Origin of the sequence: Microcystis sp. 49638_E5 (genome assembly GCF_021300285.1) — a bacterium.
In the GTDB taxonomy this organism is placed as follows: Bacteria; Cyanobacteriota; Cyanobacteriia; order Cyanobacteriales; family Microcystaceae; genus Microcystis; species Microcystis aeruginosa_C.
In genome coordinates this window covers 14,540-27,084 of record NZ_JAJTDH010000074.1, presented here as the reverse complement: position 1 = coordinate 27,084, position 12,545 = coordinate 14,540, and the positions used below count along the sequence as shown (strand labels likewise).

General features: G+C 43.9%; 15 protein-coding genes and 1 pseudogene. 7 read left to right on the top strand and 9 right to left on the bottom strand.

Features of this window, described 5'->3' with window-relative positions:
• A pseudogene (locus LW728_RS17890) lies at positions 1-192 on the top strand (IS630 family transposase); the annotation flags it as partial.
• A gap of 153 nt (positions 193-345) precedes the next feature.
• Here the strand turns inward: LW728_RS17890 and LW728_RS17885 are convergent.
• From LW728_RS17885 to LW728_RS17855, 7 genes are all read right to left on the bottom strand, one after another.
• Positions 346-597 carry a type II toxin-antitoxin system RelE/ParE family toxin gene (locus tag LW728_RS17885; RefSeq protein ID WP_287767478.1) on the bottom strand — a complete coding sequence of 84 codons (252 nt, stop codon included), beginning with the start codon at positions 595-597 and terminating at the stop codon, positions 346-348.
• A 50-nt stretch (positions 598-647) separates the two neighbouring features.
• Positions 648-908 (bottom strand): ribbon-helix-helix domain-containing protein, encoded by a 261-nt coding sequence (locus LW728_RS17880; protein ID WP_287767472.1) that lies wholly within the window; start codon positions 906-908, stop codon positions 648-650.
• A gap of 134 nt (positions 909-1,042) precedes the next feature.
• On the bottom strand, positions 1,043-1,372 hold the full coding sequence (locus LW728_RS17875; RefSeq protein ID WP_002737427.1) for a helix-turn-helix domain-containing protein: 330 nt from the start codon (positions 1,370-1,372) through the stop codon (positions 1,043-1,045).
• A gap of 27 nt (positions 1,373-1,399) precedes the next feature.
• Positions 1,400-1,753, bottom strand: a complete 354-nt coding sequence (locus LW728_RS17870; RefSeq protein ID WP_287767470.1) for a type II toxin-antitoxin system RelE/ParE family toxin — start codon at positions 1,751-1,753, stop codon at positions 1,400-1,402.
• Entirely contained in the window at positions 1,747-1,998 is a 252-nt protein-coding gene (locus LW728_RS17865; protein WP_287665292.1) for a GUN4 domain-containing protein, read from the bottom strand. Before LW728_RS17865 ends, LW728_RS17870 begins: the two co-directional genes overlap by 7 nt.
• Positions 1,999-2,168: 170 nt before the next feature.
• Entirely contained in the window at positions 2,169-3,896 is a 1,728-nt protein-coding gene (locus LW728_RS17860) for an SUMF1/EgtB/PvdO family nonheme iron enzyme (protein WP_287767468.1), read from the bottom strand.
• A 251-nt stretch (positions 3,897-4,147) separates the two neighbouring features.
• Positions 4,148-4,384 carry a type II toxin-antitoxin system HicB family antitoxin gene (locus LW728_RS17855; RefSeq protein ID WP_002753114.1) on the bottom strand — a complete coding sequence of 79 codons (237 nt, stop codon included), beginning with the start codon at positions 4,382-4,384 and terminating at the stop codon, positions 4,148-4,150.
• Between the two features lie 187 nt (positions 4,385-4,571).
• Here LW728_RS17855 and LW728_RS17850 point away from each other — a divergent pair, with 187 nt between their 5' ends.
• From LW728_RS17850 to LW728_RS17825, 6 genes are all read left to right on the top strand, one after another.
• Positions 4,572-5,219, top strand: a complete 648-nt coding sequence (locus tag LW728_RS17850; protein ID WP_004268696.1) for a DUF3386 domain-containing protein — start codon at positions 4,572-4,574, stop codon at positions 5,217-5,219.
• 295 nt (positions 5,220-5,514) lie between these two features.
• Positions 5,515-5,751, top strand: a complete 237-nt coding sequence (locus tag LW728_RS17845; RefSeq protein WP_002779291.1) for a NifU family protein — start codon at positions 5,515-5,517, stop codon at positions 5,749-5,751.
• A gap of 440 nt (positions 5,752-6,191) precedes the next feature.
• Positions 6,192-7,280 (top strand): isocitrate/isopropylmalate family dehydrogenase, encoded by a 1,089-nt coding sequence (locus LW728_RS17840; RefSeq protein ID WP_287767466.1) that lies wholly within the window; start codon positions 6,192-6,194, stop codon positions 7,278-7,280.
• Positions 7,281-7,440: 160 nt separating this feature from the next.
• Positions 7,441-8,064 (top strand): COP23 domain-containing protein, encoded by a 624-nt coding sequence (locus tag LW728_RS17835; protein ID WP_287767464.1) that lies wholly within the window; start codon positions 7,441-7,443, stop codon positions 8,062-8,064.
• Between the two features lie 105 nt (positions 8,065-8,169).
• On the top strand, positions 8,170-9,075 hold the full coding sequence (locus LW728_RS17830; RefSeq protein WP_287767462.1) for a S1 family peptidase: 906 nt from the start codon (positions 8,170-8,172) through the stop codon (positions 9,073-9,075).
• Between the two features lie 28 nt (positions 9,076-9,103).
• Positions 9,104-10,309, top strand: coding sequence for a tetratricopeptide repeat-containing S1 family peptidase (locus tag LW728_RS17825; protein ID WP_287767460.1), 1,206 nt, complete (start codon positions 9,104-9,106; stop codon positions 10,307-10,309).
• Between the two features lie 111 nt (positions 10,310-10,420).
• Here the strand turns inward: LW728_RS17825 and LW728_RS17820 are convergent, their stop codons facing one another.
• Positions 10,421-11,020 carry a hypothetical protein gene (locus LW728_RS17820; protein ID WP_287767459.1) on the bottom strand — a complete coding sequence of 200 codons (600 nt, stop codon included), beginning with the start codon at positions 11,018-11,020 and terminating at the stop codon, positions 10,421-10,423.
• Between the two features lie 48 nt (positions 11,021-11,068).
• Entirely contained in the window at positions 11,069-12,283 is a 1,215-nt protein-coding gene (locus LW728_RS17815) for a hypothetical protein (protein WP_353845713.1), read from the bottom strand.
• Between the last annotated feature and the right edge of the window lie 262 nt (positions 12,284-12,545).

Below are 12,545 nucleotides of genomic sequence, written 5' to 3'. Positions count from 1 at the left end.
TTTCAACTGCCCAAATATTCCTCTGAAATGAATCTTATTGAAATTGAATGGCATCAATTAAAAACTCATGAACTGGCAGGTCAAATTTTTCCCGATGAGTACGATTTAGCGCTCACTGTTAAACAAGGGATCGAAGCTCGCGCTCAAAAAGGAGGATACGAAACTCACTGTTTTAAGTTTAATTCTGCCTAGCTACTTAAGTCTTCAAAAATGTTTCCCGAACTAATAGTATATTCTGTCATAATCATTTATCTCCTTTTTGGTATTTATTGTTGCTCTTTTGCGATCTCCTGTGCTTTTTTCAGTCGTTCTTTTTCTCCTACAGGTGATTGCATCATTCAACCTTTATTTGATCTCAGAGAATAAAGCATCTAAATCTTGACGACCATTAACAATTCTTAAAATTTCCAACGTTTCATTAATTACTCGATAGAAAATAATATATCCATCTAAAGGTAAACCTCTCAAGGATGGTTTAATATGACTATAGCTGCGTCCTAACTTGGGAAATTGTACTAATTGTTGACACTTTTTGTAAAATTTTCTGAATAGTTTTTCACCTGCTTCAATATTTACTACTAAAAAATAATCGGCAATCTTGTTTAAATCTTGACTGGCTGAAGGCGCAATAATATAACGATTTATAATTATTTTTGTTGCGCTTTTTTAAATTTTTCGAGTATATCATTTATGACTTTTTCTCCATCTAATCCCTCTCCATTATCTAATTCTGCTATGGCAACGTCAATTTTTTGACGAGTTTCTTCTACCCATTGTAAGTAATCTTCATCGAGGATTTCTAGCAAGTAAAAAGCGGTATCTATGACTTGTTCTGAACTATTAAATCTGCCACTTTTTAACTGTTTTTGGATAAATTGTTCTTGATTGGGTTTTAGTTGAATATTCATGATGACTTTTGTAAGGTTAAGGGTTAAGTCGAGTGTCCTGTTTTATTTTACTACAAGGATTAGCTAAAATAGGTTAGTTGAGGTGCGTTACATTAACATTAACGCACCTTATGAGATCGGCGATTGCGCTTAGATTAGGATTGATTTCGATACATGACCTGGATACTTAAACTAGAGTTTGCTAAGGCTTGGGGAGTTACTAAGATTTCTATCTTCTGACCTAATGCTACTAGAAAGTCAAACATCTGCTCAAGAGAAAATTTTTGCAATCTGCCATTTTTTAAGTTAGAAATTTTAGCCTCGTCAATCCCCAAAATTTGACTGACCTCCTGCTCGCTTAATTCTTGTTCAGTAATCAGATCGTAAATCACTGAAGCCAGCTTGACTTTAGCGAGTTTTTCTTCTGCATTAGCAAAGCCTAAGTCTTCAAAAATGTTTCCCGAACTAATAGTATATTCTGTCATAATCATTTATCTCCTTTTTGTTATTTATTATTGCTCTTTTGCGATTTCCTGTGCTTTTTTTAGGCGTTCTTTGATTAGATTAACATTTTGTTTTGGTGTTTTAATCCCCGATTTTGATTTTTTCTGAAAGGCATGGAGAATAAAAATAGCATTGCTTAGTTTGATGGCATAAACTGTTCTATAGGTATCGGTTTGATAATCGCTGACTATTTCAAAAACACCATTAAAGCCCTTTAAGGCTTTGATGTTAGGATGATTCTGATTGTTCTGAACACGATAAAGAATATAGCCAACTTCATCAATAACCTCTTGAGGAAATTCTAATAGCTCCTTTTTTGATGCTCCAATCCAGATAACAGTTTTCAGTTGTTTATCTACCATTTTTTTGAAAAAATGTGAAAAATACAAATAAGGAAATGAGCTTTGGGAGCATTCTTGTTAAAGATTAGGTCAGAGTAAGACAAGCAATTTTCTCCTTTTTTCCAGCCGATGTGATCGCCGAACTTTTTCCACACTTCACTATTATATTCTCTCGTGTCACGGAGACTCTCATAGATTTCTTTCTGGACGCTGAAGCCAAATTTGCCGTTACTGTAGTGCGGACAACATGAAGTGCTAAAGCGCAACTACGAACCTTAACTCAAACTACAAATTATCCTAAATCCCTTGAGTAACCCACAGAAAACCGGTTTCTCCGAGAAACCCGTTTTCTACTCATGCTACCTCAATTTTCTCAAAAAAAAATCGACCCGCCGCTAGGCGGGAAAAAGAGAAAAAGAGAAAAAGGGTAAAAGGGTTACAGAGTCCTCCGAGCACCGCACACCACCCGAAAACCGACGTTGAAGAAGAGGCGGCGGTAGTTGTAGTTGCGGAAAGCGGAACGGCAGAGATTTGGAATATTGTACCAAGAACCGCCCCGCGGTATGCGATAATCATAATCATTATCATTATTATTTGTTATCCAAGCACTGCCATCCGTCGGCGCTCCGATATAGTTATCGTGCCAATCGTCTTCGCACCACTCCCAAACATTGCCACTCATGTCATAGAGTCCCCAAGCATTGGGCTTTTTCTGGCCCACAGGATGAGTTGTCCCCTGAGAATTTCCGTAATACCAAGCGTAATCTCCTAACTGATTAGCATCATCACCGAAATAAAAGCGAGTAGTAGTCCCCGCACGACAAGCATATTCCCATTCCGCTTCTGTGGGGAGACGATAGGTTTTCCCTGTTATCTGACTCAATTTCCGACAAAAGGCTTGAGCGTCATTCCAACTAATCTTTTCTACCGGATTTTGGGGATTATTTTGAAACCGAGAGGGATTGGTTCCCATTACCGCTTCATATTGTGCCTGAGTCACCGAATATTTCCCAATCGCAAAACCGTTGACTTGAACTTGGTGTGGAGGCTTTTCATTATCGCGAGCATCGGGATCACTGTCAGGAGATCCCATGAGAAATTGACCTGCTGGTAAGCTCACCATCTTCAGTGTTATCCCATTGGGTAGGTTTTCGGTAGAGGTGGTAAAATTCCCGACTCTCTCGATTACATGGTTGTTGATGCGTTGAATGGCGGTTTCCAGTTCGATTTCCTCGTCGGGGATTTCCACTTCCGTCCATTGCCATCCTTCCTGCTCGGCTCGCTCTAATGCGATCGCTAAACGGCCGCGCTTTTCTTCGCTGGTGACGAGGAAATTGAGCAAACTAGCCGATAGATTCTCGTTTTTGCGGAAAGATACGGCCGATTCGGAACTGAGAATGTTTTGGACGAGGGATTCCACTTCGCTGACACTGCGGGAAAGTTCCCCGTCAATGGTCACTACTCGATCGATTAAGCCTTGAAACTGCCCGATAATTGGTTTTAGGTATTGTTCTAGATTAATGGCTACTTTGGCCATTTCGATCGCTTCTTGTTCCAGACTATCTAACTCCAGCTGCAACTGATACACTTGTTTGTACCCGTTCAACTCGCCGATCATTTTCGAGAAAACCTGTTTTTGTGTATCCTGATCTTCAGCTAATTTCTGGATACTTTCGCTGATTAAGTCGATTTTCTTGAGCATAAGCAAGCTGGCGCAACCAAAGAGAATCACGGTGCGGAAAATCTGCTGTTTCTGTAGTCTCAGGGTATCTCGCAGTTCAGCCGAGCCGATGCTATTCTCCAAAGATTGGCGTTTTCGCTCTTTTTCTGCCAATTTATGGCATTTAACCGCCACTGCCTCCTTGATTTCCTCGGTCAGTGACAGGAAAAACCGCCGGTATTCATCCTTATGGTCGGTGAGAAATCCGATTAACTGGTTATAGTCCTTGACTAATCTTTCTAATTCTTGAAAAGTTTCCTCGAAATTGAGGGGTTCTTCTTTTTTCCTCAATCCTAACCATGTATTGCGGACCCGTTTTCCAGTTTTAATCAGTTGCTGTCTTTCTTGAATCTGATCCTGCAAAACCAATAAATCGGGGCGATTTAGTTGGGGAAGTTGATAGGTTTTCCGATAAAGCTTGATTTTCGCCGTTTCTTTTGCCATCGCCTTGGTCGCTGAGGGTGAGTTTTTTCTATTTTAGCCTGATTTTTGATCAGCTAAGACGCATTTTAACCGCCTATCCTTAAACCCCCCCGATGTTGGTAGGGTTGATTAATAGTAGGGTTGATTAATAGTAGGGTTGATTCATGAATCAACCCTACCCCAATGTCGGAGGGGGGTTGCCTCTTACCTCGTCTCAACAAGCAATTTAAATTAAGAACAGCATAATGTCTTTGCCGGATAGTTGTTTCAGCTTAGGCATATTCTGGCTGTAACTCAAATATAATCTGTAGAGAAGGTTTGGCAACTAGACCGAACTCCCTGGGGTCTTCTCCCTCTAAATGCAGTAAAATGGCTTCTTGGAGATTATTAACCACCTCATCTAAGGTATTTCCCTGGGTGACAATCGAAATTTCCACGCATTCACCTACATATCCTTGTTGTTCACCAGAACGAATAATTGCGGTAACTTTTGGACTTAATTTTGTCATAATTGCTCATGTTTATTTTTTGCTTATTTAGATTTATGGCAATCGAGCAAGGGACTGGTCATTGACCCATTCTAACTGACTTTTCCCTAAGCTGTGGAATTCATCTAGTTTTCTAGAAATCTCGGCCAGAGGCGAAAAAATCAGCGACAATGATATAAATGGAGTTATCAACACAAGTAAAGCGATTATGACTGTAGCCACGACGAACGCCCGAGATATTTTCCGCTCCGCCTACGAAAACCGTTACACTTGGGATGAAGGATTCCCCGGTTACACTGCTGATATTATCCTCACCCAAGGGGAGGAAGTCCATACGGGCAAAATTCAAGTTAATGCCGATTATAGTGTGGAAGTAACGGGCATTGATGACGAGAAAGTGCAAGAAAGTATCTATAATCAAATGCGCGACATCGTTACTCACCGCAAAAGAGGCAATTTTGATGCCTCCCACGGCAAAAACCAGTTTAATTTCGGGCAAGATGATCCCACCGGTGCGGTAGAAATTCTTGTCACCGGCGATGCGATGGGATCTAATTATAAGGTCCGCGGCCAGGAAATCTGTCAAGTCAGTCGAGTCATGGGACCGATGGCTTTTACTATTAATACCGAGGAAAGTCTCGATACGGGAGAAGGTTATATTTCTATTCGCTATAATGCCATTTTCCGCAATGCTAAAACCGATGAATTAAAGGGAAAACGTGACTTTAAGGAAACCTACGAAAAAATCGGTAATTATTATTTACCCTCCTGTCAAGTGATTAACGCAATCGATGCCGGGGGCGAAAAATCCACCACAGAATTTACTTTTATCAATCTGCAGCTTTTAGAATCTTAAGGGTTATCCCCGCCCAAAAAGCGTTAGGATCGAAGTAACTAAGTAGGTGGGTGTTAAAAATTGTCGGATCCCCCCGCCTATCGGCACCCCCCTTATCAAGGGGGGCAGGGGGGATCAAACCCCCCTTATCAAGGGTAGATCCCCCCGCCTATCGGCACCCCCCTTATCAAAGGGGGGATTAAGGGGGGATCCCCCCTTATCAAGGGGGGCAGGGGGGATCAAAGACAAAATCTATCTTCAATTTAATTGAAACCACTTACTTACACTCTAATAAATCTCTGACCAGAGGCTGATTATGTCTTTAACACTGACTCCTGATAACGTCGAACAAGTTTTAGATGAAATGCGCCCCTACCTGATGGCGGATGGTGGTAACGTGGAATTAGTCGAAATCGACGGGCCAGTCGTCAAACTGCGTCTTCAAGGCGCTTGCGGTTCCTGTCCCAGTTCCACCATGACCCTAAAAATGGGCATCGAACGTCGTCTCCGGGAAGTGATTCCCGAAATTGCCGAAGTTGAACAAGCTTTCTAAATCTTGGGTTAATTAATTGGCTCTTCTAGGTTCTGTGTGATGAGTTTAACTTACAATATGATCGATCGATCTTTGTGTCCTTTGTGTCTTTGTGGTTCGTTCCACCCCCTCGCTAGGAGGAATGTATCTTAGAATACATTTTACCCACCAAACCTGGGAGAGCCATTAATTCTCACCACTGCCCGATTGCTAATTTAATTAGCGATCGGGCATAATATTAATTAGGGTTTAAGGCAAGAGGCACTCATGCAAGAGGCACTTATGCAAAAGGGAGAATAAATAATCGGTTTTTAATAACCAGATTTGGTATTATATATCTTTTTCTGCAAGATTGATAAAATTACAGAATTAATTAAGGTAAAAAGTATCTTTTTTAGCCAATTAACCAGCCAATTAAGCATTAACATATACTCGAAAATTTTTATTAAAACTCAAAAATTATGACTGAAAATATCCCCACTATTGTGGTCATGCACGGGGACCAAACTGGAGAAGAACTATTACTAGAAGCCCTGAGAGTATTGCAACCCTCGATAATTCGTCAACCGCTTAGCTTTGCCGATTTTGATCTTAGTTTAGCCCAACGTCGCCAGAGTAACAATCAAGTGGTTCACGAGGCCGCCGAAGCGACTCTAAAAACCGGATTAGCTCTCAAAGCTGCCACTATTACCCCAGAAATCAAAGGAGATGTGGGCAGTCCTAACGCTATTTTAAGAGAAGCAATGAATTCTCAGGTAATTCTCCGCATCGGTCGCCGTATCCCCGGTATTCGTCCGATTGGGGGCGTTAATTCTCCCATTGCCATTGTCCGCATGGCCGTTGATGATGCCTACGGGGCCAAAGAATGGCGAGAAACCACTGCCACCGGCGATGAAATTGCCTATCGCACCTCGCGCATTTCTAGGGCTACCAGTCGCGCCGTGGCCGAGTTTACCTTTCAACAGGCCAAAAAAACCGGGGCGCGGGTATTTGGCGGCCCAAAATTCACCGTTAGTGCCACCTACGAAGGGATGTTTAAAGAGGAATTAGACGCGGCGGCCCGAAGACATCCGGAAGTGCGTTATCAACCCCTGTTAATTGATGCAACTTTTGCTCTACTTTTACAAACCGACGGCGAAGCTTTGGTGATTCCAGCACTTAATCGCGATGGCGATTTATTATCTGATTTTGTCTTGCAACTCTATGGCAGTATTGCTGGGGCCGAAAGTTTAGTTTTGGGATTTGATGAGGAGACCTTAGCGGTTAAAACTATTATGGCAGAAGCTCCCCACGGCACGGCCCCGGCTTTAGAGGGCAAAAATATCGCTAATCCCATGGCGATGATTTTAGCCTCGGCAGCTTTGTTAGGTTATATCGAAACTAGCGAGGCGCGTAAAGCTTCCAGGGCAATTTATGAAAGTGTCTTTGAAACTATTCACGAGGGCAAAAAAACCCCCGATTTAGGGGGCCAAATGACCATGAGTGAGTTTACCGATGAGGTGATTCGTCGCGTGGTCAGTAAGTTAGAAGTTTGGTCTGCTTTGGGGTAAACGAACTCATCTGATTGCTCTCTTAAAGTGGTTTGAAGAAAGGGTAATCCCAAAAAATAAGAATTGTTGCAAAGGCCTTGCTTTTGTTTGTTTTGCGGAAAAATAAAAGCTACCTTTGAAGTGTACAACGGAGTCCCTTTGCAGGATTAGGATAAGAACAATGAAACTACAAACTTTGACAAAAACTCTGACTATTGCTCTGATTGGTGTAGGAGCTGCCTTGACCTTACAATCACCGAGCCAAGCTCAAACCAGATTCGAGTGTCTTGTACCACTGACAGGCCCCTATGTAGGAGTTCCCACAACCGCTGCCCAAGTCGGACCTAATGAATATAAGCCCGTGATTCATTGGTTTTCTCGTTATTTCAGTGGTGCCGGTTATACTCCCATGCAACGTTGTCAAGAAGTGACCGGAAGATTCAATACCCTTTCCACTCGACCAGGCGGAATTGATATTATTACCACTGGCTATCTCAATGGTCTGCCGGTTATCTATTCCCCTAGTGATGGACGAGAACGGGCAAATAGCAGTAACCTATTATTCACCCTCAAGAGAGGGGAAAACGCAACCCAGAAAATCGCACAGCTATTTGACATCCGGGCGGGAGCCAGCAGCAGTCCTTTGTTTGAAAGCTCATCGGATTCTGCCACTGTCTATTTCAAAAAATTCCTAGAAAGCGTTCCCGTGGAAACAAATCCTGCCACCGGTTCGTCCTCTTCTCCGGCGCCTGGGACTTCTCCCGAACAACCCCCCCAAAAACCATCAGGCGGTTCTGTTTGGTAAACTTTTCTAGTTCTATAGATAAGGTAGGTTGGGTTGACGCAAGGAAACCCAACGCCCGCTGTTTGGTAAACTTTTCTAGTTTCTTAGAAGGAGCATAGTAATCAAGTGAGTCGGCCTATAAAAAGAATTTTGGCTGGTGCGGGCAGTTTATTATTGGGACTGTCCACACCTTTGCTTGCTGTCCAAAGCTATGCTCCTGCTCTGGAACCTAACCAGGCCAATGCCCATAGCTCTCAGCAACTTTCAGAACAACAGCTGCGTCAGTCAGCCAGAGCAATTACTGTTAAGGTGTTATCAGGGCAAGGCTGGGGTTCGGGCATTTTAGTTGAAAAGCAGGGTTCTTCCTACAAAGTCCTCACGAATGACCATGTTTTAGGGCGGTATCGCTCTCGGGTTTGGCAAATACAAACCCCTGACGGCAAGATACATCGGGGTGAGTTGGTCAGAACAGTTCGCTTGAATGATTATGATTTAGGCTTAGTTTCTTTTCGCAGTAGCCAAGTTTATTCTATTGCTGATTTGGCTAATGTCGATGATCTCACTATCGGAGATGAAGTTTTCGCCGCCGGCTATCCCTTTGATTTTACCTTCACCGTTGGTAAAGTGTCGCTTTTGAGTGATAAATCCTTTTCGGGGGGCTACCAAATCGGCTACACCAATAAGATTAAAAATGGCATGAGTGGCGGACCGCTGCTGAATCGGCAAGGTAAAGTTATTGGTATTAACGGGATTCATGCTTATCCTCTCTGGGGTAAATCCTACGTTTTTGCTGACGGAACGGTGACTTCACCGGCACTGTGGGAACAAATGAGTCGATTAAGTTGGGCGATTCCTATTGGGACTTTTTTACAATCGGGGTCATCTTCTGTATCTGCTTCCAGTCGGCAACGGCCCGCAGTGTCACCCCCACCGCTTCCCACCCATAGAGAACCCACTTTCTGGGAAGATTTTCCTTCTCCATCCTCGTCAACCCCAAGAGAAAAGAATCCCGCTCCCACACCCCTCTGGTAAATTCCACTCAACTGTATTTTTAAACCAGATGAGCAACAATTTCTTGAAAATTTCCGCCGCCCTAGTTAGTATAGCGGTGTTTGTGGTTTCTCCTCAGATTGCTAAGGCATCAACAACTGAGCAGATAGAAAAAACTGCTGAAAAGATTACCGTTTTAATCCCCTCAGAAGAAGAGGGGGCGAATGGGAAAATTACTGCTAATGGCTCTGGATCAATTATTGCCAAAGAAGGAAAAGTTTATACTGTTCTTACTGCCAGTCATGTGATCTGTAAAGATGCTAGAGATGCCTGCAAGTTCTATTACGATCAACTAAAAATTATTACCTGGGATGGCAAGCAATATCCGCTCGATTACAATAGCATCAAAAAATTACCCGGAGTAGATCTAGCTCTCGTGCAGTTTCAGAGCGACCAAAATTATCAGTTAGCGACCTTGGCTAACTATCAAGTAGCTGACGAACAATTTATTTTTGCTTCTGGATGGCCCGACCCGAAATTTATCGGCAAGCGGAAACGATTGTTCAATGTGGGGAAAGTGCTGCCCAAGGACATTACACCCTTGCTGAAAATATTTCCCCCGGAGTTGGGGTATGAGATAGTTTATACCAGTGTCACCTATGGGGGCATGAGTGGCGGTCCAGTGTTGGATATCAATGGACGAGTCATCGCAGTTCACGGACAAAATGAAGCCGAAAAAATCGAAAAGGTTCCCGTGCCAATTGGCTTTAGTCTCGCTATTCCCATCACTACTTTTTTGAAATTAGCACCCCAGTCTGGCATTCAAGGGCAGATAAATGTCGAAAATTCGCCCCCCAATGCCTTATCTTTGCAAGAAATTGGTGATGAATTATACAAGGCTTTTGAAGTTCCCAATAATAACGATACTAATCCCCTAAACTGGCTTAATCAAGGCAATAAAATGTGGCGGTTAGGACAATTAGCCCTCGCCTATGCCGCCTATGAAAAAGCCTTGCAACTCGATGCTCAACTCTATCAAGCTTGGTACGGTAAAGGTCTGGTCTTGACCTACTGGAAACGCTCCCAAGAGGCGCTGGCCGCCTACGAACAAGCTCTCAAAATTAATCCTGACTCCGATACCGCCAAAAAACTGCGCGACAAGCTCCAAGAATCTTTAGGGGGAGGAAATACCCCTTCTCTAACCCCCTCACAGCCAACCACCGCGCCCACCGTGGAGCCTTCACCACAGCCCTCTAATCCAAGGAGACTATGGTGAAGTCAGTCCCGATGAAAAAATTTTCACCCCCACAGATGAAAGAGGTTTCCTTCCCTACACCCCACACCCCACACCCCACACCCTCTTTCAAGTCAGCAGGGAAAATGCGGGTTAGCTAATAGTGGGTCCCACCAATTTAGCTAAGAATGCTTGAATTGCTCGTAGTTCTGCGGGAGGATTGCGGAGAAACTCTTCGTTACTGGCTAAAATCATCGCATTATAAGCCCGCACCGCCGCCAGCAATTTAGCTGGAACTACCTTCTCATCCCTGGTCAGTTTCTCTAAGCTGGCCAATAAGTCTTGAATAACATTTAATGGCGGTGCGCCGGGGGCTGAGTAAAGAGCGGCGGTGACAGCATTGATATTATTACCCGCCTGTGCATCCCCTGTTAAGATGCTCAGTAGCAATTGCTGAACGCCTGGGGGAATCGGGGTACCCGTGGGGGAGGTTAAATTATTATCAGCTAACAGAGTATTCAGAGAAGCAGCCGCTTGATTAACAGCGATTTGAGCCGGTTCTCCCCCCTGAAATCCCGTTACCGTCGTGGTGCCGGGGAAAGTTTGACCGGCAAAATCACCGGTGGAAAGAATTGCCCCAGTGGCATCGGATTGGTTGCCGGTTTGCGCCATACTAGGAGAGACTAGGGCATTGGTCAACAAAACCGCCGCCACTAGGGAAACTTGCCAATTAGTCAACCATTTCATCAACATGGTCTTAATCCTCATTCAAAAAGCTAAATTAGACAATCTAAAAACCGACTAACGGGGGAAAAAGTAATTGTAGCCGATACTCATGACGAAGCGAGCGCCGTCCCCGGCATTGCCCGTTAAATCAGCACCGGCAAGGTTAATCGTCAAGGGGACTTTCGGGAAGGGAATCAGGGAAATACCTGCGTTTAAATCTTGACCCGACCATTCGACAATGGCCGAGACAGGTTCAACAATTCTTAAACCAGCACTAGCAAAGACACCCAGCGAGTTTACCCCATCTTCGATGGCTCCTTCCGAGCGAAAACGACCACCACCAACACCCAAAGAGAGCGTCAATTGACTAAAGGGTTCTTTCGTTGTTTCTGTGAACTGAAAAAATTTGCTCACCACCCCGTAGATACTGCTACCGGCATCTGTCCCACCCCAGTTAATAGCATTTTCAAATCCTAGGGCGACAGCAAAACCTTCTGGCAGAGAACGGTGAATTTTAAAGCTAAAACTACCCCGTCCGGCATTATCACCAAAAAGGCTCAAAATCGCCATAGTTACATCCAAACCGACAATTTTCTGGGGTTCTCCTAAACCGACCCCTAGGGCTAACCCACCATCTGCTTGATTGGTAAAACGGGTTCTCGACTGGAAAGCGAAACCACCGAAAATCTGCCCAAAATTCGCTCCAAAACCGATGGGAGTAGAGATACTGGCACTAGGGGCAACCACAACTTCCGCCAGTTTCGCAGAAAGGGTTTGCGGTTCCTCAATCAGAAACTCTTGACGTAAACGCTGCAATTCGGGAGAAACATTGGTATCAACGGGGGTGGATGCCTGTGCTTGCCATTTTTCGACTTCTGGAGAGTTATTATCTCCTGCTGGTAAAAGCTGACTCGCTTGCATTGTCCCTAGATTCGCCTTCCATTCTTCTAGGGTTGAAATTGTCCCGGTCTTTTCTGTTGCTAAAGTATCGAGGGAAGATTTCTCTAGTTTATTTTCTAAGGATGAGGGCAGATTACTGTCGGCTAATCCCTCTGTTGTCGAGAAGGAATTGGTGGTCAGAATTCTGTCCGTCCTCTCTAATTCCACGGGGGAATTGATGATAATTTTTTCCTGGGATACCCGAATAGAAGCAGCGTCAATGTCTAAGGGGGAAGGAATGGCTTTCACCCCATCGCACAGTATGGCTGTCCCCACACAGGAGGCAATGAAAATTCCTCCAGAAAATATGTGTCTCATCTGGCTGTTTCTTTTGGCTTTTTTGAACAACACTTCCAGCTTTCCTCACAGACGAAATTAATTTGCAAGAATTGTGAATAATATCCCAATTGATCGGAGGGCGCAAGCTTTGCGCCCCTACAGTAACGGATTTTGTCCACAATGTAGGGGCGAACTGCGTTCGCCCAAAAGGTACATTATCAAAGCGCAGGTCCCTTATCATTGGTAGGAGTCTTGCTAGGCAAGGCTTTGAAGACTATCTTTCTGGAAAGAAAATTATCCCTACAGAAACGAGAAGAACCATCTTTCCTTTGCC

Excerpts from the sequence above, each read along its gene's own strand:
- LW728_RS17825 (WP_287767460.1), top strand. The coding sequence starts at position 9,104 with ATGAGCAACAATTTCTTGAAAATTTCCGCCGCCCTAGTTAGTATAGCG.
- LW728_RS17850 (WP_004268696.1), top strand. The coding sequence starts at position 4,572 with ATGACTGTAGCCACGACGAACGCCCGAGATATTTTCCGCTCCGCCTAC.
- LW728_RS17880 (WP_287767472.1), bottom strand. The coding sequence starts at position 908 with ATGAATATTCAACTAAAACCCAATCAAGAACAATTTATCCAAAAACAG.
- LW728_RS17870 (WP_287767470.1), bottom strand. The coding sequence starts at position 1,753 with ATGGTAGATAAACAACTGAAAACTGTTATCTGGATTGGAGCATCAAAA.
- LW728_RS17835 (WP_287767464.1), top strand. The coding sequence starts at position 7,441 with ATGAAACTACAAACTTTGACAAAAACTCTGACTATTGCTCTGATTGGT.
- LW728_RS17840 (WP_287767466.1), top strand. The coding sequence starts at position 6,192 with ATGACTGAAAATATCCCCACTATTGTGGTCATGCACGGGGACCAAACT.
- LW728_RS17855 (WP_002753114.1), bottom strand. The coding sequence starts at position 4,384 with ATGACAAAATTAAGTCCAAAAGTTACCGCAATTATTCGTTCTGGTGAA.
- LW728_RS17860 (WP_287767468.1), bottom strand. The coding sequence starts at position 3,896 with ATGGCAAAAGAAACGGCGAAAATCAAGCTTTATCGGAAAACCTATCAA.
- LW728_RS17875 (WP_002737427.1), bottom strand. The coding sequence starts at position 1,372 with ATGACAGAATATACTATTAGTTCGGGAAACATTTTTGAAGACTTAGGC.
- LW728_RS17845 (WP_002779291.1), top strand. The coding sequence starts at position 5,515 with ATGTCTTTAACACTGACTCCTGATAACGTCGAACAAGTTTTAGATGAA.
- LW728_RS17820 (WP_287767459.1), bottom strand. The coding sequence starts at position 11,020 with ATGTTGATGAAATGGTTGACTAATTGGCAAGTTTCCCTAGTGGCGGCG.